This window comes from Pseudonocardia sp., assembly GCF_029263155.1.
GTDB lineage: Bacteria > Actinomycetota > Actinomycetes > Mycobacteriales > Pseudonocardiaceae > Pseudonocardia.
This window is the reverse complement of the sequence record NZ_JAJCYB010000044.1, coordinates 82,687-107,799: the sequence shown is the minus strand read 5'-3', so window position 1 is coordinate 107,799 and position 25,113 is coordinate 82,687. Positions and strand designations below refer to the sequence as shown.

General features: G+C 74.7%; 25 protein-coding genes. 11 read left to right on the top strand and 14 right to left on the bottom strand.

From position 1 onward, the window contains the following. Nucleotides 1-12 precede the first annotated feature (12 nt). From Q1K26_RS08220 to Q1K26_RS08205, 5 genes are all read left to right on the top strand, one after another. A complete protein-coding gene (locus tag Q1K26_RS08220) occupies nt 13-159 on the top strand; it encodes a hypothetical protein (RefSeq protein WP_300008975.1) in 147 nt (48 codons plus the stop codon). Nucleotide 160: 1 nt separating this feature from the next. Beyond that, nucleotides 161-319 (top strand): FAD-dependent monooxygenase, encoded by a 159-nt coding sequence (locus Q1K26_RS28710; protein ID WP_363320441.1) that lies wholly within the window; start codon nt 161-163, stop codon nt 317-319. A gap of 108 nt (nt 320-427) precedes the next feature. Beyond that, on the top strand, nt 428-679 hold the full coding sequence (locus tag Q1K26_RS08215) for a hypothetical protein (RefSeq protein ID WP_300008974.1): 252 nt from the start codon (nt 428-430) through the stop codon (nt 677-679). A 45-nt stretch (nt 680-724) separates the two neighbouring features. Continuing rightward, the gene (locus Q1K26_RS08210; protein ID WP_300008973.1) at nt 725-1,387 is read left to right on the top strand and encodes a hypothetical protein; all 663 of its coding nucleotides are present in this window, start codon (nt 725-727) and stop codon (nt 1,385-1,387) included. Nucleotides 1,388-1,435: 48 nt separating this feature from the next. Beyond that, nucleotides 1,436-2,239 (top strand): class I SAM-dependent methyltransferase, encoded by an 804-nt coding sequence (locus Q1K26_RS08205; protein WP_300008972.1) that lies wholly within the window; start codon nt 1,436-1,438, stop codon nt 2,237-2,239. A 61-nt stretch (nt 2,240-2,300) separates the two neighbouring features. On the opposite strand, the gene Q1K26_RS08200 is transcribed toward Q1K26_RS08205, so the two are convergent. Continuing rightward, a complete protein-coding gene (locus Q1K26_RS08200) occupies nt 2,301-3,041 on the bottom strand; it encodes an alpha/beta hydrolase (protein WP_300008971.1) in 741 nt (246 codons plus the stop codon). Nucleotides 3,042-3,182: 141 nt separating this feature from the next. On the opposite strand from Q1K26_RS08200, the gene Q1K26_RS08195 reads away from it, so the two are divergent. Further along, a complete protein-coding gene (locus tag Q1K26_RS08195) occupies nt 3,183-5,291 on the top strand; it encodes an alpha/beta hydrolase (RefSeq protein WP_300008970.1) in 2,109 nt (702 codons plus the stop codon). A gap of 55 nt (nt 5,292-5,346) precedes the next feature. Here Q1K26_RS08195 and Q1K26_RS08190 read toward each other — a convergent pair whose 3' ends face one another. The 11 genes from Q1K26_RS08190 to Q1K26_RS08145 form a co-directional block, all read right to left on the bottom strand. Next, the gene (locus tag Q1K26_RS08190) at nt 5,347-8,661 is read right to left on the bottom strand and encodes an AAA family ATPase (protein ID WP_300008969.1); all 3,315 of its coding nucleotides are present in this window, start codon (nt 8,659-8,661) and stop codon (nt 5,347-5,349) included. A 311-nt stretch (nt 8,662-8,972) separates the two neighbouring features. Then, nucleotides 8,973-9,875 (bottom strand): sulfite exporter TauE/SafE family protein, encoded by a 903-nt coding sequence (locus tag Q1K26_RS08185; protein ID WP_300008968.1) that lies wholly within the window; start codon nt 9,873-9,875, stop codon nt 8,973-8,975. 290 nt (nt 9,876-10,165) lie between these two features. Further along, nucleotides 10,166-10,972 (bottom strand): sirohydrochlorin chelatase, encoded by an 807-nt coding sequence (locus Q1K26_RS08180; protein WP_363320445.1) that lies wholly within the window; start codon nt 10,970-10,972, stop codon nt 10,166-10,168. A 20-nt stretch (nt 10,973-10,992) separates the two neighbouring features. After that, a complete protein-coding gene (locus tag Q1K26_RS08175; protein WP_300008967.1) occupies nt 10,993-12,255 on the bottom strand; it encodes a GTP-binding protein in 1,263 nt (420 codons plus the stop codon). Then, on the bottom strand, nt 12,255-13,157 hold the full coding sequence (cysD, locus tag Q1K26_RS08170; protein ID WP_300008966.1) for a sulfate adenylyltransferase subunit CysD: 903 nt from the start codon (nt 13,155-13,157) through the stop codon (nt 12,255-12,257). The genes Q1K26_RS08175 and cysD overlap by 1 nt, the downstream gene beginning before the upstream one ends. Continuing rightward, nucleotides 13,154-13,849, bottom strand: coding sequence for a phosphoadenylyl-sulfate reductase (locus Q1K26_RS08165; protein WP_300008965.1), 696 nt, complete (start codon nt 13,847-13,849; stop codon nt 13,154-13,156). Before Q1K26_RS08165 ends, cysD begins: the two co-directional genes overlap by 4 nt. Beyond that, complete coding sequence (locus Q1K26_RS08160) at nt 13,846-13,992, bottom strand: Insertion element protein (RefSeq protein ID WP_300008964.1); 147 nt, start codon at nt 13,990-13,992, stop codon at nt 13,846-13,848. The genes Q1K26_RS08165 and Q1K26_RS08160 overlap by 4 nt, the downstream gene beginning before the upstream one ends. Nucleotides 13,993-14,062: 70 nt before the next feature. Beyond that, a complete protein-coding gene (locus Q1K26_RS08155) occupies nt 14,063-15,742 on the bottom strand; it encodes a nitrite/sulfite reductase (protein ID WP_300008963.1) in 1,680 nt (559 codons plus the stop codon). Nucleotides 15,743-15,849: 107 nt separating this feature from the next. Beyond that, nucleotides 15,850-15,939, bottom strand: coding sequence for a putative leader peptide (locus Q1K26_RS28705; protein WP_363320439.1), 90 nt, complete (start codon nt 15,937-15,939; stop codon nt 15,850-15,852). 67 nt (nt 15,940-16,006) lie between these two features. Next, a complete protein-coding gene (locus tag Q1K26_RS08150; RefSeq protein WP_300008962.1) occupies nt 16,007-17,251 on the bottom strand; it encodes a molybdopterin-binding protein in 1,245 nt (414 codons plus the stop codon). Next, nucleotides 17,251-19,380: a molybdopterin-dependent oxidoreductase gene (locus tag Q1K26_RS08145; RefSeq protein WP_300008961.1), complete on the bottom strand. Its 2,130-nt coding sequence runs from the start codon at nt 19,378-19,380 to the stop codon at nt 17,251-17,253. Before Q1K26_RS08145 ends, Q1K26_RS08150 begins: the two co-directional genes overlap by 1 nt. A 144-nt stretch (nt 19,381-19,524) precedes the next feature. On the opposite strand from Q1K26_RS08145, the gene Q1K26_RS08140 reads away from it, so the two are divergent. The 3 genes from Q1K26_RS08140 to hemW all read left to right on the top strand — a co-directional run bounded on the left by Q1K26_RS08140 (nt 19,525) and on the right by hemW (nt 22,390). Beyond that, complete coding sequence (locus tag Q1K26_RS08140; protein ID WP_300008960.1) at nt 19,525-20,475, top strand: helix-turn-helix domain-containing protein; 951 nt, start codon at nt 19,525-19,527, stop codon at nt 20,473-20,475. A gap of 87 nt (nt 20,476-20,562) precedes the next feature. Beyond that, nucleotides 20,563-21,225, top strand: coding sequence for a hypothetical protein (locus tag Q1K26_RS08135; RefSeq protein ID WP_300008959.1), 663 nt, complete (start codon nt 20,563-20,565; stop codon nt 21,223-21,225). A gap of 22 nt (nt 21,226-21,247) precedes the next feature. Beyond that, the gene (gene hemW / locus Q1K26_RS08130) at nt 21,248-22,390 is read left to right on the top strand and encodes a radical SAM family heme chaperone HemW (RefSeq protein ID WP_300008958.1); all 1,143 of its coding nucleotides are present in this window, start codon (nt 21,248-21,250) and stop codon (nt 22,388-22,390) included. 16 nt (nt 22,391-22,406) lie between these two features. Here hemW and Q1K26_RS08125 read toward each other — a convergent pair whose 3' ends face one another. After that, complete coding sequence (locus Q1K26_RS08125; RefSeq protein WP_300008957.1) at nt 22,407-22,712, bottom strand: hypothetical protein; 306 nt, start codon at nt 22,710-22,712, stop codon at nt 22,407-22,409. A 59-nt stretch (nt 22,713-22,771) separates the two neighbouring features. On the opposite strand from Q1K26_RS08125, the gene Q1K26_RS08120 reads away from it, so the two are divergent. Next, on the top strand, nt 22,772-23,422 hold the full coding sequence (locus Q1K26_RS08120; protein ID WP_300008956.1) for a TetR/AcrR family transcriptional regulator: 651 nt from the start codon (nt 22,772-22,774) through the stop codon (nt 23,420-23,422). Between the two features lie 4 nt (nt 23,423-23,426). Here Q1K26_RS08120 and Q1K26_RS08115 read toward each other — a convergent pair whose 3' ends face one another. Beyond that, nucleotides 23,427-24,002: a hypothetical protein gene (locus Q1K26_RS08115; RefSeq protein ID WP_300008955.1), complete on the bottom strand. Its 576-nt coding sequence runs from the start codon at nt 24,000-24,002 to the stop codon at nt 23,427-23,429. 50 nt (nt 24,003-24,052) lie between these two features. Between Q1K26_RS08115 and hrcA the strand changes: the two genes are divergently transcribed. Next, nucleotides 24,053-25,072, top strand: coding sequence for a heat-inducible transcriptional repressor HrcA (gene hrcA / locus Q1K26_RS08110; RefSeq protein WP_300008954.1), 1,020 nt, complete (start codon nt 24,053-24,055; stop codon nt 25,070-25,072). Nucleotides 25,073-25,113 lie beyond the last annotated feature (41 nt).

Below are 25,113 nucleotides of genomic sequence, written 5' to 3'. Positions count from 1 at the left end.
CCGCTCCTGCAGGTGGAATGCAATCGGAGTGCAACGGGCGCTGCTTCACCCGACGCCTCGCGCGCGGACATCGAGGCCGTCGTGGTGCAGTCGCAGAAGCTGTCGGCGGTCTACGACATCCTGACCAACCCGCCCGCGGCGACGGTGGAGGTCGGCTGAGGTGCGCACCACCGTCGTCGTGATCGGCGGCGGGTATGCGGGCCTGGCGATGAGTCGGCACCTCGCCGTATGCGGTGTCGGCCACGTGGTCCTGGAGCGGGGCGCGGTCGCGCAGTCCTGGCGCTCGCTCGCTGCGGCTGCTCACCCCCGAACTGGATGAGCCGGTTGCCGGGCCACGGCTACGACGGCGAGGACCCCGACGGCTTCCAGCGGGCCGGCGAGGTCGTCGCCCTGCTCGACGCCTACGCCGGCGGCTTCAGGTGCGCCGGTGCGCCCGCACACGACGATCGTGGGAGTGGCGCCCACGGGGTCGGGGTTCCAGGTGGACACCGACGACAGCCCGCGGCGCTGCCGGGCCGTCGTCGTGGCGACCGGGATGGAGGGCGAGCCGCGGTTGCCCGCCCTCGCCCCGGAGCTGCCCGGCCACCTCCAGCAGGTCGCCGCGTCGGGCTACCGCGGCCCCGGGCAGTTGGCGCCGGAGGCGGTGCTGGTCGTCGGGGCCGCCGCGTCGGGGGTGTAGATCGCCGACGAGCTGCGCCGGGCCGGGCGACCGGCCACGGTGGCCGTGGGCGACCACGTCCTGGTGCCGTGCACCTACCGCGGCCGCGACATCTACCGGTGGATGAACGACCTGGGCATCCTGCACGAGAGCTACGACGAGGTGCCTGACCTCACCCGGGCCTGTCGGCAGCCGTCGCTGCAGCCGGTGGGCACCCCGCAGCGGCGCGCCCTGGACCTGGCCGCGCTGTCCGCGGCGGGCGTCGAGATCTGCGGTCGCCTCGTCGGTGTGTCCGGGCGGCGCGCCCAGATCTCCGGGTCGCCGGCCAACCTGATCAAGGCCACCGACCTCAAGCAGGCCCGCCTGCTGGAGCGGGTCGACGCGCACGTGGCCGAGCACGGCATTGCCGACCGGGTCGGTCCCGTCGACCGGCCGGCCCCGACACCGATGCCGCCGGTGGTGACCGAGCTCGACCTGGCCCGGTTCTCCGCCGTCGTCTGGGCCACCGGCCACCGTCCCCGCTATCCATGGCTCGACCCGGCGTTGCTCGACCACCGTGGCGCACTGCGCCACGACGGTGGGATGCTGGCGGTACCGGGGATGTACGTGCTCGGGCTGCCCTTCACCCGCCGCCGCGGATCCAACCTGCTGGCCGGTGTCGGGCCCGACGCGGGGCTGCTGTGTGCCCACCTGATGGGGCATCTCCGCAGTCCGCCCCAGGCTGCCTGAGATCGCAGGGCGAGCCCGCCCGCCCGACGAACCGACGAGGAGATCCGCATGACCGTCCGCGACGACGCACAGGCCTGGCGCGGTGTCGACGAGGGGTGGGGCCGGGAGGCGGTCGACTTCGCGACGCTGGCCGAGCCCGCCAACTGCCGCGAGTACGTCGCCGTCCACCACCGGTTGCGGGTGGACGACGGGGACCGGCTGCTCGACGTCGCCTGCGGTGGCGGGCTGGCCATCGAGCTCGCGAGGTTACGGGGAGCGGCCTGCGCCGGCATCGACGCGTCCGCGCGGCTCGTGGCCGTCGCGCGGGACCGCAGCCCGGGCGCCGACATCCGGGTCGGGGACATGCACGCGCTGCCCTGGGATGCGGAGTCCTTCGACGTCGTCACCAGCTTCCGCGGCGTGTGGGGCACGACGCCGGACGTGGTCTCGGAGATCAGCCGCGTGCTCGCGCCCGGCGGTCGCCTCGGCCTCACCGTGTGGGGGCACATCAAGGCCTCGCCCGGTGCGTGGGCGCTGAGCCTGTTCCGGCTGGCCGACCCACCCGCCGTCGCGAACCAGGCGGCGATGGTCGCACTGGGCCGGCCCGGTGCCGGCGAGGAGTTGCTGGGCCGGGCGGGCTACGTCGAGGTCCGCCGCATCGACGTGCCCTTCGCGTGGGAGTTCGCTGACCCGCACACCTACGCGCGCGCGCTGGCCTCGACCGGGCCGGCCTATGAGGCGATCGCGGCCGTCGGTGAGCAGGCCTTCCACGACGCGGCGGTGGGTGTGGCCGACGAGCGGATCCGCGCCGGTCTCCCGCTGCGCGCCGAGATCGCGGTGACCGGCTACCTCGCCCGCAAGGGCCGGGACTGACTCGACTGCCGCGGACCGGCCCGGCGGGTCGTGGATCCACCGGGCCGGCCGTCCGACGGTCCTACCCGCCCGCGTTGCCGGCGGCGGCGTTCACGGGGATGCTCGGCCGCGCCGGGACCGGCACCCGGGCGAGCACCGCGGCCAGACCGTCGGGGTCGGTGAGCTGCGGGACGTGCCCGGTCCCGAGCCGCTCGATCCGGTCGGCCCCGGTGGCCATCGCCTCCTGCGCCTGCACGGGGATCGCCCGGTCCTGTTCCAGCACGACGTAGGTGGTCGGGTGCGCGCGGTCGGGTGCGCTGCTGGGCGTCGCCATGCCCCTGGTTCCGGAGAACATCAGGCCGGCGTGCCATTCCGGAACCCGGGCGGGGTCGAGGTCGGCGCACAGGTACCGGTGGGCGACCTCGACGTCCGACGTCACCGCCACGGCCGTGCCGTCACTGTTCGGCACGGTCCACTCCATCGGCGGCATCTGGGCCAGCACGTCGCCGACGGCGGCACCGCGCTGCGGCCACATGGCGCTCACGTACACCGTGTGCGCGATACCGGGATGGTCGGCCACCTCGGTGATCACCATGCCGCCGGAGGAGTGCCCGACGAGCACCACCGGCTCCCCGGCGGAGTCGATCACCCGCCGGGTCTCGGCGGCGTCCTCGACGAGCCCGCCCAGCGTCGCCGGGTCGGTCCCGGTGCTGGGCAGCTCGACGAGCAGCACCCGGTGCCCGTCGCGCTCCAGCAGCGCTGCGGTCTCGCCCCAGTACCAGCTGTCGGTGAACCCCCCGTGTACCAGCACGTACGTCGTCATCTCCCGGCCTCCTCGTCGTTTCCGCACCGTCTGTGGCGGACGCGTGCCGCGACGGTGCCGAAGTCCGTTGCGACACCGTTGCAGTGCGGCTGCAATGGCGTCGGCCAGGTTGGAGCCCCGATGCGGGGGAAGGAGGCCGGGATGCGCGCGAGGTACCCCGATGTCGAGGACGTGGTCGTGCGTGAGGGGGTGCGGATCGGATACGAGGTCTACGAGCCGGCCGGACCGCTGACCCGTGGGGACGAGCCGACGATCCTGCTGCCCTCCCCGATGCCGCTGGCGCATTCGCGGCAGTGGAAGGCGCAGATCCCGATCCTGGCTCGGCACTTCCGGGTGATCGCGGTGGACATGCGCGGCAACGGCCGCAGCGATCGCCCCGTCGGCCCGGCGGCCTACGGCATCGAGCAGGAGGTCGCGGACCTGGTCGCGGTGCTGGACGCCACCGGCACCGGACGGGTCGTCACCGCCGGGCTCTCCTCGGGCGCGCGACTGGCCCTGGAGCTCGCCGCCGTGCATCCGGACCGGGTCGCCGGGGTGGTGGCGATCGCTCCCACCGTGATGGTCCCGGACCCCGGGTTCGAGGTCGTCCGCGATCGCTACGACGGATTCGAACGGTTCAACCGCCACCACGTCGTCGCCGACTTCGCCGGCTTCGTCGGGTGGTTCTTCTCCATGTGCCACTCGGACCCGCACTCGACCAAGCCGCTGGAGGACGCGCTGAGCTGGTCGACCGGCACCACCGGGCAGGTGCTCGTCGACTACTTCGCCGGTTCGCAGATGCCGACCGCGCCGGACCAGGCCCGGGCCCGCTACGTCGCGGTCCGCTGCCCCGTGCTGGTCGTGCACGGTACGGAGGACCGGATGGCACCCCACGAGCTGGGGGCGGCGGTGGCGGAGTGGACCGGTGGCGACCTGGTCACGCTGCACGGCAGCGGGCACATGCTCACGGCGCGCGAGCCGGTGCGGATCAATCTGCTGTTGTGCGAGTTCGCCCGCTCGGTGACGGGGCGGGCGCCGACCCCGCCGAGCTGGACACCCGCCCGCCGCCGGCCCCGGCGGGCGCTGTTCCTGTGCTCGCCGATCGGGCTCGGGCACGCGCGCCGTGACCTGGCGATCGCCGACGAGCTCCGCAAGCTCCACCCCGACCTGGAGATCTCCTGGCTGGCCCAGCACCCGGTCACCGAGCTGCTCGCCGCCCGCGGCGAGCAGGTGCACCCCGCATCGCGGTGGCTGGCCAGCGAGGCCGGGCACATCGAGTCCGAGTCCGGTGAGCACGACCTGCCCGCCTTCCAGGCGCTGCGCAGCATGGACGAGATCATGGTGGCCAACTTCCACGTGCTCGCCGAGGTGGCCGGGTCCGAGCACCACGACCTGTGGGTCGGCGACGAGGCCTGGGAGCTGGACCACTTCCTGCACGAGAACCCCGAGCTCAAGAACACCCCCTACGCCTGGCTGACCGACTTCGTCGGGTTCCTGCCGATGCCCGGGGGCGGCGAGGCGGAGGCGCTGCTCACCGCGGACTACAACGCCGAGATGCTCGAGCACGTCGCCCGCTTTCCCCGGCTGCGCGACCGGGCGCTGTTCGTCGGTGAGCCCGACGACGTGGTGCCCGAGCTGTTCGGTCCCGGCCTGCCGGCGATCCGGGACTGGACCCGCGAGCACTACGAGTTCCCCGGCTACGTCACCGGGTTCACCCCGATCGACCCGGCCGACCGCGCGGGGATCCGCGAGGAGCTGGGCTGGCGCTCCGACGAGCGGGTGTGCCTGGTCACCGCGGGCGGCACCGGGGTAGGGCTGCCGCTGCTGCGGCGGGTGGCGGCGGCGCTGCCGGCGGCCCGCAGGCTGGTCCCGGAGCTACGGATGGTCGTCGTCACCGGACCGCGGATCGACCCGGAGACGGTGCCGCCCGCCCCCGGGCTGGAGGTGCACGGATGGGTGCCCGATCTCTACCGTCGGCTCGCGGCCTGCGACCTGGGGATCACCCACGCCGGGCTGACCACGACCATGGAGCTGACCGCCAACCGGCGCCCGTTCCTCTACGTCCCGCTGCGCCGGCACTTCGAGCAGTGCATCCACGTCCCGCACCGGCTCGACCGGTACCGGGCCGGGCGGCGGATGGACTTCGACGAGCTGACCCCGGAGCGGTTGGCGGCCGCGATCGCCGCGGAGATCGGCCGCGAGGTCGACTACCGGCCGGTCGACCCGGGGGGTGCGGTCCGGGCGGCGGTGCGGCTGGCCGAGCTGCTGTAGGCCGCTCCGCCCGGCGACACCGTGCCCTGGGACACCGTGCCCTGGGACACCGCGCTCAGGGGCCGGGCGGTCCGATCCCGCGTCGGGCGGCCCCGCTGCGGCCCGCCACGGAGGCGGCGAGCTCGTCGGCCCGCTCGGCGAGGTGTGACATGCCGTGCCGCCCGGCCAGCCCGCGGACCACGTCCGCGGCGGCCCGCGCACCACCGACCTCGCCGAGCGCGGCCAGCGCCGCGCCGTCGACCAGCGCGCCCGCCGCCTGCCACGGGATCCAGCCGTGGTGGCCCGCCGCCACCAGGAAGGGCGCGAGCACGGCCCGTGCCCGGGCCGGGTCCCCGTGCCCCAACCAGGCCCGCGCCACCGACAGGTAGGCGTCCCCGCCGGCCAGCCAGGCGCCGCCCGGCGGGGTGCGGACGGTCCCGAGCAGCGCGTCGGCCGCGACGATCGTGTCGGTGTCGCCCGTGGCCTCGGCCAGCGGGGCCAGGCAGCGCAGGACGTAGGCCTCGGTGCCGCCGGCGCGCGCGAGGGTGTGCGCCTGCGTCAACAGCGGCACCAGCCCGGACGTCTGGGCCGGGTCGCCCTGTTCGAGCAGTGTCGCCGCGAGCATCGCCGCAGCGGTGCAGCACCACCACGGGTGCTCGGCACTGGCCAGCTCCACCGCCTGCCGCCCGACCGTCACCGCCTCATCGGTGCGTCCCCGCAGCCGCTGCACCCAACCCTGGTGGGCGAGGAACCACGGCTCGACGCTCGCCATGGCGCTGCGCCGGTTGACCGCGAGCGCCTGGTCGATACGGCGCAGCGCGGTGTCCCAGTCGGCCGCGGCGACAGCGGGCAGCGCCGACTCGAACAGTGTCCAGTAGAGCACCTGCAGGCTCCCCCGGCGGCGGGCCAGCGGCTCGAGCTCGGCCAGCACGGGCACCAGCGCCGCGACGTCGCCGAGGTAGGCGTAGGCGGTCTTGACCCCGTCCAGGCCCGCAGCCCGGGCGTCGTCGTCGTCGGCGGCCCGGGCGGCGGCCACCGCCCGGCGGCCGAGCGAGACGGCGTCGTCGAACCGCAGCCGGTTCGCCGCGACCACGGCCTGCCAGCTGCAGAGGTCGGCCTCGGCCGCCCGGTCCACCAGCTCCTCGGCGATCCGCAGCGCCCCGTCCAGGCGGCGTTCCTGCTCGGGGAGGCCGAGTGCGGCGTAGACCTCACCGGTGTAGCGGCGCAGCGCGGTCATCTCCAGACGCCGGTCACCTCCGGACCGCGCGGCGTCGAGGGCCACGCGCATGTCGGCCTCCGCCGCCGCGAAGTCCCCGCGGACCTCGTGCCCCCTGGCACGGACGACGCGGACCCGCCCGGTCAGGATCGGGTCGCCGACGCGCTCGGCCGCGTGCACGGCCCGGTCCAGCAGCCAGCCGGCGTCGGCGGCGGCGGACCGCGCGATCGCCCGCTGGCCGGCCACCAGCCATGACCTCGCCGCGCGCGCCCAGTCACCGATCTCCTCAGCGTGCCGGGCCAGCTCCTCGGGGCGGTCGGCGAGCAGGTCGGCCGCGCGGCGGTGATACGCGCCACGGACCGGCTCGGGGGTGGTCGCGCGCACCACCTCCTGCACGAGGTCGTTGGCGAACTCGTAGTCCGATCCGGCCGGGACGAGCAGCCGGGCCCGTGCTGCGCGCTCGCAGAGCCCGGCGATCTCGGGGGCGGGCCGCCCGAGCATCGCGGCGACGATCTCCACCGGCACCGCCTCGCCGAGCACCGCCGCGGCCCGCAGCACCCGCTCGACATCCTCGCCGACGTGGCGGAGCCGGGTGGTCACCGCCGCCTGCAGCGACTCCGGCACGCCCCGCTCCCCGGCGGCGAGGGCGCGCAGCGTCTCGACCACGAACAGCGTGTGCCCACGGGTGCGGCGCAGGATGTCCTCGGCCAACCGGGGGCTCCCCGAACGGGCCGCGAGCAGCGTGACCGCGTCCGCGGGCAGTGGCCCGAGCCGCACCCGGCGGGCGAGTGCGTCGAGCGCGTCGGCGCCCTCCTCGCTGCGCACCGTCGCGAGGATCAGCAGCCGCGCGTCCGCCAGGTGCCGCGCGAGGTAGTGCAGCAGCTCGACGGTCGCCATCCCGGCGCTGTGCAGGTCGTCGAGCAGCAGCAACACCGGACGCTCGCCGGCGATCCGGGCGACCAGGTCGCGCACCGCGTCGAAGGCCCGGCGACGCTGCAACTCGGCACCCGCGCCATCCGACGGCGACGCCTCGCCGAGCGCCGGGGACAGGTCCGGGAGCAGCCCGGCGAGCACCCCCGCGCCCGGTCCGGCGAGCCGGTGCAGCGTCGCCGCGGGTTGCGCACGCAGGTAGGGCCCGACGGCGTCGAGCACGGGTTGCAGGAACAGCGAGCGCTCCGCGGCGTAGCAGCGGGCGCGCAGCACCAGCCCGCCGGACTCCTCGACCTCGCCGGCGAGTGCCTCGGCCAGCGCGGTCTTCCCGATCCCGGGCTCGCCAGCGACCAGCCACAGTCCCCGGTCGCCCGCCACGGCGGCGGCCCAGGCCGCACCCAGCGTGGCGAGCTCGTCGCTGCGGCCCACCAGCCCGGCCACCCGGCGCCGCGCGTGCGGGCCGCGGGGAGCCGTCGGCACGGCAGGCTCGCCGCGCAGCACCGCCGCATGCAGGGCACGGGTCTGCGGAGCGGGGTCGGCGCCGAGCCCCTCGGCGAGCGCGACCCGCAGCCGCTCGTAGGCGGCCAGTGCCCGGTCCGGCTCACCCGCCGCGTGGTGGGCGGCGATCAGCGCGCGGTGCGCCCGGTCGTCGAGCGGGTCCGCGTCGGCCGCGGTCCGCGCGGCGTCGATCGCGGCCTGCGGATCCCCGGCCGCCAGTGCCGCCTCGGCGAGCACCTGGCGCAGGTCCCGGCGCAACGTCTCGACCTCGCGGCGCAGATCGTCGACCCAGCCCGCGTCCGGCTCGCCGGCGAGCGCCTCGCCGCTGCCGGCCAGTTCCAGCCCGCGGTGCGCCGCGACGGCGGCCAGGGCCGCCTCGCCCGCGTCCCACCGGCGACGCGCCTCGGCGGCGAGCCCGGCGGCGGCGTCCAGGTCGACCCGCACCGCCGGTGGACCGCCCAGACGGTAGCCGGACCGGTCACCGAGCACCACGCCCGGCCCCAGGGTTGCGCGCAGCCTGCTGACCAGGGTCGCGACGTTGCCCTCAGGATCCTGCGGCGCGGCGCCGCCCCAGAGCGCGGCGGTGATCGTCGAGGCCGACACCGAACGGCCGCGCACCACGGCGAGCAGGGCGAGCAGCCGGCGCGCCTTGCGGCTGCCGGTGGCCACGGCCGGGCCGGGACGCTCCAGATCGGCGCCCTCGGACACCGCGAAGCTCCCGCTCAGCCAGATGCCGACCCCGCCCACGGTCCCTCCCGTCCGAGCCCAGACCTGCAGTGTGTCCCATGTGCGCGGCTGCGGGCAGGTGCCGCCGCGGCCGGAGGGCAGTCTCCGATCAGCCTCACACCGCCTCGTCGATCGACAGGCGTGCGTGCCGCTGCAGGGTCCTGTCCTGTCGGCCCGGCGGTCGAAGACGCGGGAGCGGCCCCACAGCAGCGAGGTGGACGGGATGCCGTAGGCCGTTCCGAGGGCGCCGTCCACGAGTTGGGCGCCCGAATCCGACCATGGCGAGGACGACGAGGGTGCCCGTGACGGGAGGTCTCCGGGATGGGAGGGGATCAGACGTGCAGGTGGACGTCGACCGGGTCGACGCCGGGGGTGCGGGCCGCACGCAGCCGCCGCGCCGCGACGGCGACCAGCGCCACGGACACGACCGCGACCCCGAGGTGCGCCGCCGGGGCCGCCGGGCCGTCGACACCGGCGGATCCGAGCACGATCCGCAGGTTGGACAGCACGATCAGGCCGCCGACGGCGACGCCGAGCACGGTCGCGGGCAGCCGGGTGACCAGCCAGGCCGCGAGCGGCGCCGCCACGACACCCCCGGCGAGCAGCCCGGCGACGGCGAGCCAGTCGATGCCGGCGTGGCCGAGGCCGATGACGAACCCGGCGCTGGCCGCGACCGTCACCAGGAACTCCGACGCGCTCACCGAGCCGATCACCGTGCGGGGGGCGGTGCGCCCGGCCGTCAGCAGCGTGGACGTGGCGACCGGGCCCCACCCGCCGCCGCCGGTGGCGTCGACGAAGCCGCCGACGAGCCCGACCGGGACGAGGAACCGGCGGCCGTGCGGCGAGATCCGGGCGACCGACTCGCGCGGCGGGCGGACCGAGTAGCGGACGAGGATGAAGATGCCGATCCCGATCAGCAGCGCGGCCATCAGCGGGGCCGAGGCTTCGGTGGACAGCCACGAGAGCAGCAGCGCCCCGGCCAGCGCCCCGGCCGCGCCGGGCACGCCCAGGCGCAGCACGAGCTTCGGGTCGATGTTGTCGAACCGCCAGTGCGCGTAGCCGGACGCCAGCGCCGTGCCGATCTTGGCGAGGTGCACCGACGCGCTGGCCGCGGCCGGGGAGAGCCCGGCCAGCAGCAGCAGCGTGGTGGACGTGACGCCGTAGCCCATGCCGAGGGCGCCGTCGACGAGCTGGGCGCCGAAACCGGCGAGGGCGAGCAGGACGAGCGTGGTCACGACGGACTCCAGGAGCAGGCGCGGGCGCACCGGTCGGGTTCCACCGGTGAGCGGTGGGCCGGCCGGCCGCGGGATCAGCGAGGGAGCGCGATCAGCGACAGAACTCGTCGTAGGCGTGGCCGCGGCGCGAGGGCCAGAACTCCTCGAGATCGCGCGTCCCGGTCCCGGAGCAGCCTGGCTCCGGCGGGTGCGCGGTCGTGGTCACCACGCCATCGTGCGTGGTCGGGCGGTCCGGGACAACAGGGGTGTCCGCGTTGCGGGACCGCAGGCAAATGTCCGGTCCGCCGTGGTCATGCCGGTCGGCGGACGGCATGGTCCAGGTCCCCGGTGGCGGCGTCGTAGCGGCCCAGGACGGTGGCGGCCACGTCCGGGTGCGGGCCGAGCGGGTCGGCGACGAGGGCGCCCGCGGCATGCGCGTCCCGGGCGATCCGGTCGGGAAGCAGGCCGGGGGCCAGGATCCACGGGGCGACGGCGACCCGCTGTGCTCCCGCGGCCCGCAGCCGCGCCACGGCATCGGTGACGGTGGGCGACGCGGCCGTCGCGAACGCGGCACCGCCGCCCGCCCAGCCGAACCGCCTCGCCCAGCGCGCGACGATCGCCGCCACGGCCACGTTAGCCGGACCGTGCGAGGACCCGATGGCCGCCAACACGACCCCGAGCCCGGGGTCCTCCAGCGGCCCGGCCACCGCGGCGAGCCGTCGCAGCGCCGCCGTCTCCAGCCGCGGGTCCCCGCCCAGAACGGGCGCAACGGCGAGGTCGAGCCCAGGATGGGCGCGGGACGCGCGGGCCACCTCTTCCGGCACGTCCACGCGGGCGTGGAAGGCGTGCCCGAGCAGCAGCGGGACGACGACCGCCCGGTCGTGCGTGCCGGCGACGGCGGCCAGCGCGTGGGGCAGCCGGGGTGCGGAGAGGTCGAGGAAGCCCAGCCGCACGTCGAGACCCCGCCGCTGCCGGGCGACCTCGTCCATGAGCCGGGCAACGGTGGCGGCGGACCGCGGATCCCGGCTCCCGTGCGCGACGGCGACGAGCGCCGGTGGTGCGGAAGGGTTTGCGATGCGGCACTGCTGACGTTGAACGTCAGTGATGCCGCATCGCAAACCCTCGGCGGGGGGCACCGTCAGCTCGGCAGGGACAGCGGCGTTCCCACCAGGCCCGCCGCCAGGGTGTTGCCGGTCGGGGGGTCGATCAGCAGGAAGCTGCCGGTGGCCCGGATGTCGGCGTAGTCGTCGACGGGGAGCGGGTCGGCGGTGCGCAGGGAGACGCGGGCGATGTCGTTGATCCTCAACGTCTCTGGCGCGTCCACATAGGACACGGTGTCGGTGTCGAGCCGTTCGCCCAGCGCTCCGACGATCACCTGCGTGGTACGCGCGCCGTGCTTGAGCAGCAGCCGGGCGCCGGGTCGCAGCGGCTTGTCCGACAGCCAGCACAGCGTGGCGTCCAGCTCGTTCGTGACGCGGGGAGGCACGTCGGCGGTGGCGAGGACGTCGCCGCGGGACAGGTCGATGTCGTCGGCCAGCCGGACGGTGACGCTGCGCCCGGCGCAGGCGCCGTCGAGCGGGCCGTCGGCGGTGTCCACCCCGACGACCGTGGTCCGGGTGCCGCCCGGCAGGACCACGACCTCGTCGCCGGGTCGGACGGTGCCCGACGCGACCTGGCCCGCGTAGCCCCGGTAGTCGGTGCGTGGCTCGCGGAGCACGCACTGCACCGGCATCCGGAACGGCGCGTCGGCCTCCGGCGGCGTGACGGGCACCGCCTCGAGGTGCCCGAGCAGTGTCGGCCCCTCGTACCAGGGCGTGCGGGCGGAGCGGTCCACCACGTTGTCGCCGACCAGCGCGGACACCGGGATCGTCACCACCGCGTCCTCGTCGAAGCCCAGCGAGAGCGCGAGCTCGGCGAAGTCCTTGCCGATCGCGGTCAGTACGCCCTCGTCGTGGTCGACGAGGTCGATCTTGTTGATGGCCAGGACCAGCCGCGGCACGTGCAGCAGCGCGAGCACCGCGGCGTGCCGGCGGGTCTGTTCCACCACGCCGTGCCGGGCGTCGACGAGCAGCACGGCCAGCTCGGCGGTGGACGCGCCGGTGACGGTGTTGCGGGTGTACTGGACGTGGCCGGGGGTGTCGGCCAGCACGAACTCGCGCGTGGGCGTGGAGAAGTAGCGGTAGGCCACGTCGATGGTGATGCCCTGCTCGCGTTCGGCGCGCAGGCCGTCGACCAGCAACGACAGGTCCGGTGTGGACAGTCCCCTGTCGACCGAGGCCCGGTGTACGGCCTCGATCTGGTCGGCCAGCACCGACTTGGTGTCGTAGAGCAGCCGTCCCACCAGTGTGGACTTGCCGTCGTCGACCGAACCCGCTGTCGCGAACCGCAGCAGATCTCGCATCAGAAGTACCCCTCGCGTTTGCGGTCCTCCATGGCGGCCTCGGAGAGCCGGTCGTCGGCGCGGGTGGCCCCGCGCTCGGTGAGCCGCGACGCCGTGACCTCGGCGATGATCTCGTCCAGTGTGGACGCCGTGCTCTCCACCGCGCCGGTGCAGGAGCCGTCGCCGACCGTCCGGTAGCGGACGGTGCGCTCCTCCAGCGTCTCGGCACCGCGCGGCCCGCCCCACGGCCCCTCGGCCAGCCACATCCCGTCGCGGCGGAACACCGCGCGCCGGTGGGAGTAGTAGATCGACGGCAGCTCGATGCCCTCGCGCCGGATGTAGCGCCAGACGTCGAGCTCGGTCCAGTTGCTGATCGGGAACACGCGCACGTGCTCACCGGGGGCGTGCCGTCCGTTGTAGAGGTTCCACAGCTCGGGGCGCTGGCTGCGGGGGTCCCAGCGGCCGAAGCCGTCGCGCAGGGACATGATCCGCTCCTTGGCCCGGGCGCGCTCCTCGTCGCGGCGTCCCCCGCCGAACACCGCGTCGTACCGGTGCTCGGTGATCGAGTCGAGCAGCGGGACGGTCTGCAGCGGGTTGCGGGTGCCGTCGGGGCGCTCGGCCAGCCGCCCGTCGTCGATCCAGTCCTGGACGTGCGCCACCTCCAGCCGCAGGCCCTTCTCCGCGGCGATCCGGTCGCGGAACTCGATGACCTCGGCGTAGTTGTGCCCGGTGTCGACGTGCAGGAGCGGGAACGGCACCGGCGCGGGCGCGAACGCCTTGACGGCCAGGTGCACCAGCAGTGTGGAGTCCTTGCCGCCGGAGAACAGGATCACCGGGCGGTCGAACTCGCCGGCCACCTCGCGGAAGATGTGGATCGCCTCGGACTCCAGCGCGTCCAGGGCGTCCATCGTCGGTGCGCTCATGACGGGTGCAACCCACATTCGATCTTGGCGGTGCCGGCCCAGCGGCCGGACCGGGGGTCGGCGCCGGGAGCCGGCTTGGCGGTGCACGGCGCGCAGCCGATGCTGGGGTAGCCCTCGGCGACCAGCGGGTTGACCAGGATCCCGTGGGCCACGATGTAGGCGTCCATGTCCTCGTCGCTCCACGCCGCGATCGGGTTGATCTTGACCAGCCCGAACCTCTCGTCGAACTGGATCAGCGGGGTGTTCGCGCGGGTGGGGGCCTCGACGCGGCGCACGCCCGTGACCCAGGCGTCGTAGCCGGCCAGCGTGTCCTGCAGCGGCTCGACCTTGCGCATCGCGCAGCAGGCCCCGGGGTCGCGGGCGAACAGGTCCGTCCCGAACTCCGTGTCCTGCTCGGCGACGCTGCGCCGGGCCCGCGCGTCGACGATGCGCACGTCGTAGCTGTGCTCCACGGCGTCGCGGGTGCCGATGGTCTCGGCGAAGTGGTACCCGGTCTCCAGGAACAGCACGTCGACGCCGGGCGCGGCCTTCGCCGCCAGGTCGACGAGCACGGCGTCCTGCATGTTCGAGGCGACGATCAGCTTGTCGCCGAACGTCGCGGCGGCCCACGCGAGCACCTGCTCGGCGCTCGCGTCCGGCCCGAGCACGGCGGCGCCGCGCTCGGCGATCTCCCGCCCGGTGGTGACGGTCATCCCGGTACTCCGATCCCGATCATCGTGAGGGTGAACGTGCGCAGGCACGACCCGCAGTACCAGGCGCCGTGCGCCGCCTCGGCCGGCCGCAGGTCCTCGTCCCCGCAGTAGGGGCAGTAGAACGGCACCGCGCGCTCGCTCATCCCGGCCGCACTTCGGAGCCAGGACGCGCGTGCGGGGTGCCCTGAACAGCACTACGGCTCCGAGGTGCGGTCATCGGAGGTCGTCCTCGTCGGCGCGGAGGACCCATTGGGCGAAGCGCTCGTTCTCCGCGCGTTGCTCGGCGAAGCGGCGGACCACCCGCTCGACGTAGTCGCCCAGCTCCGCGCTGGTGACCTTGAGCCCGCGCAGCTTGCGGCCGAACCCGGCGTCCAGACCCAGGCCACCGCCCAGGTGCACCTGGAAGCCCTCGACCTGGTCGCCCGCCGCGTCGGTGACGATCTGGCCCTTGAGCCCGATGTCGGCGACCTGGGTGCGGGCACACGAGTTGGGGCAGCCGTTGAGGTGGATGGAGATCGGGTGCTCGGGCACGACGTCGGCGAGGCGCTTCTCCAGGTCCTCGACCAGGCGGATCGCCCGCTCCTTGGTCTCGACGATCGCGAGCTTGCAGAACTCGATGCCGGTGCACGCCATCGTCGCGCGCCGCCACGGTGAGGGGTCGGCCTGCAGCCCCAGGCCGTTGAGCTCGGCGACCAGCGCGTCGACGCGGTCGTCGGCCACGTCGAGCACCACGATCTTCTGCTGCGGGGTGAGCCGCACCCGGGCGGACCCGGCCCGCTCGACGGCCTCGGCCAGAGCGACGAGCGTGGTGCCCGAGACCCGGCCGCTCGACGGGGCGACGCCGACGTAGTTGCGGCCGTCGACCTGTCGGTGCACGCCGATGTGGTCGATCGGGCGCTCCGGCGTCGGCGGCGCGGGGCCGTCGAGCAGCGCCCGGCCGAGGTACTCGTCCTCCAGCACCCGGCGGAACTCCGCGACGCCCCAGTCGGCGACGAGGAACTTGATGCGCGCGCGGTGCCGCAGCCTGCGGTATCCGTAGTCGCGGAACACCGAGAGGATCCCGGCCCACACGTCGGGCACCTCGTGCAGCGGCACCCACGCCCCGAGCCGCTGCGCGATCTTCGGGTTGGTGGACAGGCCGCCGCCGACCCACACGTCGAAGCCGGGGCCGTGCTCGGGGTGGACGGCCCCGACGAACGAGACGTCGTTGACCTCGTGCGCCACGTCCTGCTGCCAGGAGATCGCGCTCTTGAACTTGCGCGGCAGGTTGGAGAACTTCGGGTCGCCGACGTAGCGGTCGACGATCGCGCGGATCGCCGGGGTGGGGTCGAGGACCTCGTCCGCGCTGATCCCGGCCACCGGGGACCCGAGCACGACGCGCGGGGTGTCGCCGCAGGCCTCCGTGGTGAGCATGCCCAGGCCCGCGAGCCGCTCCCAGATCGCGGGCATGTCGACGATGTCGATCCAGTGGAACTGGATGTTCTGCCGGTCGGTGACGTCGGCGGTGTCGCGGGCGTGGGTCTGCGAGATCTCCCCCAGCGCGCGGAGCTGCTCGCCGGTCAGCGCGCCGCCGTCGAGCCGGACACGCAGCATGAAGTAGCGGTCGTCGAGATCCTCGGGTTCCAGCGCCGCGGTGCGCCCCCCGTCGATGCCGGGGCGGCGCTGGGTGTAGAGCCCCCACCAGCGCATCCGGCCCCGCAGGTCGGCCGGGTCGATCGAGTCGAACCCGAGCCTGCTGTAGACGTTCTCGATCCGCGCGCGGACGTTGAGCCCGTCGTCGTCGCGCTTCGTGCGCTCGTTGGGGTTCAGCGGCTCGCGGTGGCCCAGCTTCCACTGGCCCTCCCCGCGCGTGCGGCGGACCGGCTTGTTCTGGGCAGGGGAGGTGGGGGGCACGGCGCAGCCTCCGGGCTGGGGACGGAGGCAGGGCCTCCGGGCTGGTGACGGCGCCGCGCGACAGGACGGTGGCGCGGCGGGTCAGGATCGGGACGGACGGGGCGGGTTCAGCGCGCGCCGTGACAGACCGCGCTGCTCACGCGCTGCAGGTCCACGTGGCGGCGTGCCACGAGACGCATCGCGAGGGCCCTGGTCACGCCCTCAGAGTGCCACCTGCCCGGCTGCCGGGCCAACAACGTCCGCATGCTGGGAGCGGCGGACAATTCAGCCGGCCGCGCGCCGCTCCCCGGCCGGGGCGGGCGCGGCCCAGCCGGGTGTGTCCACGAGGTGCGCGGTGACGAGGTCGCCGGCCTCGTGACCGGCGCTCCCGGCGTCGATCCGCAGCACCGCGTCGGCCGCGGCCAGCGCGGTCTGCGCCCCTGCGCCGCGCGCGAGCGGCACCGCCGTGCCGTCGCCGGGCAGGGCGAGCAGCACGTACTCCTCGACGTCGCGCCGGCTCGGGACGGTGCCGCGCACCCGGACGTCGACGGTGCGGGGTGTGTCGGGGAGGCGCCGCTGCAGGTCGGCGAGCAGCGGCAGCGCGAACAGTTCGACGGCCAGCGCGGCCGCGACGGGGTAGCCCGGCACGCCGATCACCGGCACGGCCGGGCGGTCTGCGGACGGGCGGGCTGCGGGCGGGCGCACCACGCCCAGCAGCACCGGGTGCCCCGGCCGCACCGCGACTCCGTGCACGACGACCGTGCCCAGCCCGCGCACCACGGCGGCCGTGTGGTCGTCGCGGCCGGCGCTGGACCCGGCGAGCACGAGCACGAGGTCCGCAGCGGCGTCCTGGACGGCGGCGGCGATCAGCGCCGGGTCGTCCGGCCGGATCGGGGCCACGGTCACCTCGCAGTCGCGGGTGCGCAGCGTCGCGGCGAGCATGAGCGAGTTGGTGTCCAGCAGCTCGCCGGGCGCGAGGTCCGTGCCCAGCGGGCGCACCTCGTCGCCGGTCGGGACGATGGTGACCCGCGGTCGGCGCCGGACCTCCAGTGTGCGCAGCCCGCCCGCGGCGGCGGCGGCCAGGTCGGCCGGGCGCAGCACCCGCCCGGCCGCGACGAGTTGCGCGCCCTCCCGGACCGACTCGCCGACCGGCCGGACGTGCTGCCCGGCGGGGACGGGCCCGGGGAGGGCGACGGACCCGTCGGTCCGGCGCCGCCCGTTCTCCGGCAGCACGTGCTCGCGCATGACCACGGCGTCGCGGCCCGGGGGCAGCGGGTCGCCGGTGTCGACCACGTCGAAGGCACCTGCCGCGATGGTGCCGGACGCCGTGTCGGCCGCGTGGACGGCGATCCCGTCCATGGCCGCGCACGGCACGGCCGGGACCGAACACCGGGCGCGGACCGGCCCGGCCGCCACCCGACCCGCCGCGTCCGGCACCCCGACGTGCTCGCTCCCCACCTCGGCGGGGCAGCCCGCCGCGGCGAGGGCGGCCCGCCACGCCGCCGCGGCCGCCCCCGGCGACGGGGCCATCAGACGACCTCGACCTCGACGCGGGTGTCGGAGAACGTCGGCGCGTTGCCCAGGTCGGCGAAGCGGAACGGGTTGACGGCGTTGACCGTCGAGTCGTCCTTGGCGTTCTTGCGCCACGTGCCCATCGGCGACATCGCCACGCCCGGCGCGATGTCCTCGCTGACCTCGGCGAGCGCGACGAACTGACCGCGGTCGTTGAACACCCGCACGTACTGCCCGTGTGCGATGCCCCGCTCCTGCGCGTCCGCCGGGTGCAGGATCACCGTCTGCTCGCCCTGCACGCGCTTCTGCTTGTCCTGGTCGCCCGCGCTGGAGTTGACGTAGGCGTGCGACTTGGGCGAGATCAGGTTCAGCCGGTAGCCGGTGTCGGCGGTCTCCCGCGGTGCGATGTAGTGCGGCACCGGGTCGATCGGGTTGCCGGGCTGGTGGTCGTTCGACAACTGCCGGAACAGCGGCACCACGAAGTTGTTCTCGATCGAGGACCGGAACTCCGTCTTTCCCGACGGCGTCGGGAAGTTGCCCTCGGCGTGCGGGGCGTACTCGTCGGGCGACGGGAGGTTCAGCCGCGCCCAGCCCGTCTCGCGCAGCGACTCCAGCGTGATGCCCTGCATGGCCGGGGCCGACCAGTCGTAGGACTCGGCGAGGATCTCCTCGTCCGTGCGGTGCAGGCACTCGTCGGTGAACCCCATCGCCGTCGACAGCCGGCGGAACAGCTCCGTGTTGGAGACGGCCTCGCCCTCCGGCGCCACCGCCGGGGTGTTGAGCGTGACGTAGAAGTGGCCCCAGCTGAACATGATGTCGTGCTGTTCGAGCTGGGTCGTCGCGGGCAGCACGATGTCGGCGTAGCGCGCGGTGTCGGTCAGCACGTGGTCGCTGACCACGGTGAACAGGTCCTCCCGCGCGAGCCCCGCGGCCATCTTGTCCTGCTCGGGGCAGACCACGAGCGGGTTGGAGTTGTAGACCATCAGCGCGTTGACCGGCGGGTCGAGCTCCATCTCCCCGGTCAGCGCCCGGCCGAGCAGGAACTGGTTGACCACGCGGGTGCCCGGCTGCTGCAGCTCGGGATGGATGAGCGCGCCCCAGTTCACCGGGTGCGCCCACAGCGGCAGCTGCAGCAGCCCGCCGCCGACCTCCCGCCAGGCGCCGACCAGCGAGGGCAGGCAGGAGATCGCGCGGACGGTCTGGCCGCCGCCGGCGTGCCGCTCGATCGCGACCCCGATCCGGATCAGCGACGGCGACGAGGCCGCGTACTCCCGCGCCAGCGTGCGGATGTCCTCGGCCGGGATCCCGGTCTCCTCCGACGCCCACTCCGGCGTGTGCTCGGCCACCCGCTCGACGAGCTCGTCGTAGCCGACGGTGTGGTCGCGGACGTACGCCTCGTCGGTCAGGCCCTCGGTGATGATCACGTGCATCATCGCCAGCGCGAGCGCGCCGTCGGTGCCCGGGCGGATCGGGATGTGCCAGTCGGCGGCCTTGGCGGTGCGGTGGCGCATCGGGTCGATCACCACGACCTTCGCGCCGCGCTTCTGCGCCTCGGCCACGAACGGCCACAGGTGCAGGTTCGTGGAGATCATGTTGCAGGCCCAGATGATGATGTAGCGGGAGTGCACGAGGCTCTCCGGGTCCACCCCCGCGGTGGCGCCGATCGTCATCGAGTAGGCGGTGCAGGAGCCGGAGTCGCAGTAGGTGCGCTCGGTGACCGTGGCGCCGAGGCGGTGGAAGAACGGGTCGCCGACCGACAGGCCGTTGAGGATCCCCTGGGTGCCCAGGTAGCTCACCGGCATGACCGACTCGGGGCCGTGGGAGTCGATCGTCGCGCGGAAGCGCGTGGCGATCTCGGACAGCGCCTCGTCCCAGGTGATCTGCTCGAACCGGCCGCTGCCCTTGGGTCCGGTGCGGCGCAGCGGGTGCAGCACCCGGTCGGGGCTGTACGTCTTCTCGGGGTAGTTGTTGACCTTGACGCACAGGCCGCCGCGGGTGAACGGGTGGTCGGGGTCGCCGCGTACGCCGGTGGCCTTCCCGTCGGCCACGGTCACCAGCATCGCGCAGGTGTCCGGGCAGTCGTGCGGGCAGGCGGCGCGCACGGTGGTGGTGACGTCGGTGAGGGGGAGATCCTCGATCGCGGTCATCGCTGCATCCTGCGGGTGCCGGGAGCCGCCGTCTTGGCGCTGCGTGACAGACGTGTTGTCGCTGCGTGACACATCGGCCCGGCCGTTGACGGGCGTGGGGACCCTTCCTAGTGTCGAAGGACACCCCGAACCTCCGAGGCGCACATGGGCCCACCACCCACCACCACCGATCGCCCCACCACCACCGATCGTCTGGACGTCTGGCGCGACCTGATCCGCGACCACTTCGTCGCGCTGGACATCCACGCCGACCGGCGCGACACGTTCGCCGGGTCGGTCCGGTGCAGCGAGCTGGGGCACCTCAACGTCGCGTCGGTCGTCTCCGGCCCGCAGGGCTGCAGCCGCACCCCGGGGCTGGCCCGCCGCGACGACGACGCCTACCTGCAGGTCGGCCTGATCGCCTCCGGCGCGGCCCGGGTCGCCCAGGACGGTCGCGAGGCGGTGCTGCGGCCCGGCGACTTCGCCGTCTACGAGACCGACCGGCCGTTCCACTGGGGCTTCCGCGGCGACTGGGAGCTGCTGGTGTTCACCTGGCCCCGGGCCGGCATCGCTCTGGCCGACACGGCGTCGCAGCAGCTCACGGCCCGCGCGCTGTCCGGACGCGACGGTCTCGGCGCGATCGTCGGCCGGATGCTGCGCGAGCTGGTCGCGGCCCCGCCGGAGCTCTCCGCGGGCGGTGCGGTGCGGCTGGCCGACGAGGTGGCCGAACTCGTCACCACCGTCGCGGGCGAGCAGGTGCGCCCGGCTGCGCCGACCCGCGCCGCCGACGACCTGCTCCGCCGGATCGACGCCCACATCGCCGAGCACCTGGGCGACCCCGATCTCGGTCCCACCGGCATCGCCGCCGCGCACTTCGTCTCCACCCGGCACCTGCACCGGCTGTTCGCCCACCGCGGCGGCTCCGTGGCGCAGCAGATCCAGCGGATGCGCCTGGACCGCTGCCGCCGCGACCTGCGCGACCCGCGCTCCGACGGCCGCTCCATCACCGAGATCTCGCGGCGCTGGGGGTTCACCGACGCCGCGACGTTCAGCCGGGCGTTCCGTACCGCCCACGGGATGTCGCCGCGGGAGTGGCGGGCGACCCGGCCCGGCTGACGGCGCAGCGCACCCGGCGGCTGCCCGGATCGGCGGATTCCGCGGAACCGCCACGCCGAACCCACCCGCCGTCGTAGCGTCTCCGGCGTGACTCCGACCCGCGTGCGACTGATCGCCAACGGCCCCGCCCACTGGCTGCTGCTCGGCCTCGGGGTCGCGCTCAGCGGCTGGTTCTGCGTCTACATCCTCACGGTGGCGGTGCTCGACCCGGCGCAGCCGTGGTGGACGCGGGTGGCGGCCGGGCTGGTCGCGGCGCTGTTCGCCTTCCCGTGGATCGCGCTGCCCGCGACCGCGCGCTCCCGGCTGCGGTGGCTGGAGGTCGACGACCGCGGCCTGCGCCTGTTGCGGGGCAGCGGAGCACAGTACACCGCCCTGCGCTGGGAGGACCTGGCCGAGATCGGCGTGCTGCTCGACGAGGCGCGGGCGCGGCGCGAGATGCTGGGCAAGCCCACCCTGTTCCGCAGGGTGATGCACCGTGTCCCGCCGTGGCTGGAGCTGGTGCCGGCGTCCGACGCGGCGGTGCGCCGCCATCCCGAGCTGGGGGTACCGGTGCCGGCGGGCGACGGTCGGCCCGTCCGGTGGATGGTGCGGCTGAACGAGGGCTGGACGCGCCGGCCCGAGGTCGGTCCGGCGGTCGAGCGGCGGCGTCCGGACCTGTGGCGCGGCCTGCGGCACGGGGCGACACCGCGGGCCGCGCTCCCGTTCCCGTCGGCTGCCGGGTCGGCGCGGCGGCGCGACCGGGCCCGCTGACCGGCCTGGCAGACTCGACGGCGTGCCACCGTTCGGGATCTACGTGCATGTGCCGTTCTGTGCGTCCCGGTGCGGCTACTGCGACTTCAACACCTACACCGCCTCCGAGCTCGACGGCTCGGGCGCGAGCCCCGACGGCTGGCTCGACGCCGTCCGCCGCGAGCTGGACCACGCCGTCGCCGTGGTGGGGGAGCGGCCGGTCGACACGGTGTTCGTCGGGGGTGGCACGCCGTCGTTGCTGGGCGCCGAGCGGCTCGGCGTCGTGCTCGGGGCGGTGCGGGAGACGTTCGGGCTGGCCCCGGGCGCGGAGGTGACCACGGAGTCCAACCCCGAGTCGACCTCGCCGGAGTTCTTCGCCGGGCTGGTGGCGGCGGGGTTCACGCGCGTATCGCTGGGGATGCAGTCGGCCGCGCCGCACGTGCTGCGGGTGCTCGACCGGCGGCACACCCCGGGTCGCGCCGTCGCCGCCGCCCGGGAGGCCCGTGCCGCGGGGCTCACGCACGTCAACCTGGATCTGATCTACGCGACCCCCGGCGAGACCGACGCCGACCTGGCCGCGTCGCTCGACGCGGTCCTCGACGCGGGGGTGGACCACGTGTCGGCCTACGCGCTGATCGTCGAGGACGGCACGGCGCTGGCCCGCCGGGTGGCTCGCGGGGAGCTCCCTGCCCCCGACGACGACGTCGCGGCCGCCCGCTACGAGATGATCGACGACCGGCTCACCGCGGCCGGTCTGGGCTGGTACGAGGTGTCCAACTGGGCGCTCGACGCCGCGGCGACGTGCCGGCACAACCTGGGCTACTGGCTCGACGGGGACTGGTGGGGGCTGGGCCCCGGCGCCCACTCGCACCTGGCCGGGGCGCGCTGGTGGAACGTCAAGCACCCGGCCCGCTACGCCGCCGCGCTGGTCGCGGGGGGGTCCCCGGAGGCGGGACGCGAGCAGCTCACCGAGGCCGAGCGGCACACCGAGCGGGTGATGCTGCGCCTTCGCCTGGCCGAGGGTCTCCCGCTCGGCCTGCTCGACGCCGGCGGGCACGCCGCCGCCCTGCGGGCCGCGGGAGACGGGCTCCTGCGCCTCGACGCGGACCGCGCGGTCCTCACCCGGCGTGGCCGCCTGCTGGCCGACGGCGTGGTGCACGCACTGCTCGCCGCGGCCCCGGTCTGACTCCGGCAGCGTGGCGCTACCGGCGGCCGGCGAGGGTGAGTGCCCCGCTCGCGTCGAGCACCTCGAGATGCTCGACGACCGGCTCGCCGTCGGGCCGGACCCCACCGAACGCACGGTCCACCGCCGGGTGGATGCGTTCGTCGAACGCTCGCGCACAGGCCTGCTCGGACTCCCACACGTCGATGTAGCGCAGGCCGCCGTCCGGGCGGCGCACGCACAGGTGCAGCAGCGACCCCGCCAACGGCTCCGGGCCGAGCTCGTCGAGGATCCGCTGGTAGAGGGCGGCGTCGATCGGGACGTCCTGCGTGTACGCGTACACCACGGTGGCTCCCCAGTTTGGTCCGAACTGGCTTCGGATGAATTAGGCTAAGGTAGGACCCGATGGCTGACGACGTCAAGGCCCGCAGGCCCTACCACGCCCCGCGGCGCGCCGAGCAGACCGCTGCCACCCGTCGCGCGGTGCTCGACGCCGCCCGTGAGCTCTTCACGACCCGGGGCTATGCGGCCACCACGGTGGCGCAGCTGGCCGAGCGCGCCGGGGTCGCCGTCGACACGGTCTACGCACTGGTCGGCCGCAAGCCGGTGGTGCTGCGCGAGCTGGTGGAGACCGCGATCTCCGGCACCGACCAGGCGGTCCCCGCCGAGGAACGCGACTACGTACGGGCGCTTCGGGCCGCGCCCTCGGCGGGCGAGAAGATCGATCTCTACGCCGCCGCGCTGGCCGGGATGGGGCCTCGGACGGCTCCGGTGTTCCTGGCCCTGCGCGACGCCGCTGCCCGCGACCCGGCCTGCGCCGCCCTGCACGCCGAGATCACCGAGCGGCGGGCCGCGAACATGGGTCTGTTCGCGCAGGACCTGCGGACCACCGGCGAGCTGCGCGCCGACCTGTCCGACACCGACGTCGCCGACATCGTCTGGAGCATGAACGCCGCCGACTTCTACGCACTGCTGGTGCACCAGCGCGGCTGGACACCCGAGCGCTACGGCGCGTTCCTCGCGGACGCGTGGAAGCGGGTGCTGCTCGACCCGTGACGCCTCAGCCCGGGACGCCGGCCAGCCAGGCCCGGCCCCGCGGCGAGATCCGGTAGCCCACCTCCAGGCTCTCGGTCAGGCCCAGCTCCTTGAGCTTGCGGACGTCGCGCTTGAACGGAAGCGTCTCCCGGCCCAGCCGCTGCGCGAGGTCGGGGGCGCGGACGCCCTCGTTGGCCGCGATCAGGGCGAGCACGGTCCCCGTCCACGGCCCGGTGCGCGACGCCGCGTCGAGCCGGGCCAGCCGGGCGGCGATGCCGGCCCGGTCGTCGGCGGTCAGGTCGGAGCGGGAGCGCAGCGCGATCCGCGGGTCCTCGCCTGCGAGGCGCACCGTGATCCGGTAGAGCCGCCCGCTGCCGGTCTGCGCCGCGCGCAGCGCCGCGACGGTCGGGAAGCCGGCGGAACGGGCGTCGGCCGCGGTGAGCCGGGACGCGGCCACCGGCTCCACGGCGAGCACCTCCAGCACACCGACGGAGGTCCGCCGGGTGCCGCCCACCCGCACCCGCGGCCGGTCCCAGCGGCGGAACAGCGCCGTGATCTCGCCCGCCGCGATCGCCTCCAGCACCGGTCTGCGGATCAGCACGCCCGACATCCTGCCCCGTAGACTGGCGTGGAGTTCCGGGGAGGTGCGCCATGAATGCCGACGAGCGGAGGTTCGCCGTCCTGCGGGCCATCGTCGCCGACTACGTGTCCACGCACGAGCCCGTCGGGTCGAAGATGATCGTGGACCGGCACAACCTCGGCGTCTCCAGCGCCACGGTCCGCAACGACATGGCCGTGCTGGAGGAGGACGGCCTGATCGCCCAGCCGCACACCAGCGCGGGCCGGGTGCCCACCGACAAGGGCTACCGGATGTTCGTCGACCAATTGGTGCAGGTCAAACCCCTGTCGGCGGCCGAGAAGCGGGCCGTCACCGCCTTCCTCGACGGCGCCGTGGACCTCGACGACGTCATGCGTCGCAGCGTGCGGCTGCTCGCGCAGCTCACCCGGCAGGTGGCGATCGTCCAGTACCCCACCCTCACCCGGTCCACGGTGCGCCACTGCGAGGTCGTGGCGCTCACCCCGGCCCGGCTGATGCTCGTGCTGATCACCGACTCCGGCCGGGTCGACCAGCGGGTCGTCGACCTCGGCCAGGTCCTCGACGACGACGACGTGGCGGCGGTGCGGGGCCTGCTCGGCGGGGCGCTGACCGGGCGACCGCTCGCCGCGGCGTCGGCGGCGGTCGCCGAACTGCCCGGTGCGGCACCGGCGGAGCTGCGCGAGGTCGTCACCGTGGTGGCCACCGTCCTCATCGAGACCCTCGTGGAGCATCCCGAGGAGCGGCTCGTGCTCGGCGGCACCGGCAACCTCACCCGCAACGTCGCCGACTTCCCCGGATCGCTGCGCACCGTGCTGGAGGCGCTGGAGGAGCAGGTCGTCGTGCTCAAGCTGCTGGCGGCGGCGCAGGACCCGGGCACCGTCACCGTGCGCATCGGCGAGGAGAACGAGGCCGAGGAGATGCGCGACACCTCGGTGCTGTCCATCGGCTACGGCGCCGACACCGTGCTGGGCGGAATGGGTGTGGTCGGGCCCACCCGGATGGACTATCCGGGCAGCATCGCGGCGGTGCATGCCGTCGCCCGATACGTGGGTGAGATCCTGGCCGGACGCTGAGTCAACGCAGAAGCTCGGGAACCCGAGTTCGACGATCGAGT

Bases quoted from the DNA above. Each gene is read 5' to 3' on its own strand.
- Q1K26_RS08120 (WP_300008956.1), top strand. From the start codon at position 22,772: ATGGCTGACGACGTCAAGGCCCGCAGGCCCTACCACGCCCCGCGGCGC.
- Q1K26_RS08150 (WP_300008962.1), bottom strand. From the start codon at position 17,251: ATGGCCCCGTCGCCGGGGGCGGCCGCGGCGGCGTGGCGGGCCGCCCTC.
- Q1K26_RS08140 (WP_300008960.1), top strand. From the start codon at position 19,525: ATGGGCCCACCACCCACCACCACCGATCGCCCCACCACCACCGATCGT.
- Q1K26_RS08165 (WP_300008965.1), bottom strand. From the start codon at position 13,849: ATGACCGTCACCACCGGGCGGGAGATCGCCGAGCGCGGCGCCGCCGTG.
- Q1K26_RS08145 (WP_300008961.1), bottom strand. From the start codon at position 19,380: ATGACCGCGATCGAGGATCTCCCCCTCACCGACGTCACCACCACCGTG.
- Q1K26_RS08160 (WP_300008964.1), bottom strand. From the start codon at position 13,992: ATGAGCGAGCGCGCGGTGCCGTTCTACTGCCCCTACTGCGGGGACGAG.
- Q1K26_RS08175 (WP_300008967.1), bottom strand. From the start codon at position 12,255: ATGCGAGATCTGCTGCGGTTCGCGACAGCGGGTTCGGTCGACGACGGC.
- hrcA (WP_300008954.1), top strand. From the start codon at position 24,053: ATGAATGCCGACGAGCGGAGGTTCGCCGTCCTGCGGGCCATCGTCGCC.
- Q1K26_RS08200 (WP_300008971.1), bottom strand. From the start codon at position 3,041: ATGACGACGTACGTGCTGGTACACGGGGGGTTCACCGACAGCTGGTAC.
- Q1K26_RS08205 (WP_300008972.1), top strand. From the start codon at position 1,436: ATGACCGTCCGCGACGACGCACAGGCCTGGCGCGGTGTCGACGAGGGG.
- cysD (WP_300008966.1), bottom strand. From the start codon at position 13,157: ATGAGCGCACCGACGATGGACGCCCTGGACGCGCTGGAGTCCGAGGCG.
- Q1K26_RS08195 (WP_300008970.1), top strand. From the start codon at position 3,183: ATGCGCGCGAGGTACCCCGATGTCGAGGACGTGGTCGTGCGTGAGGGG.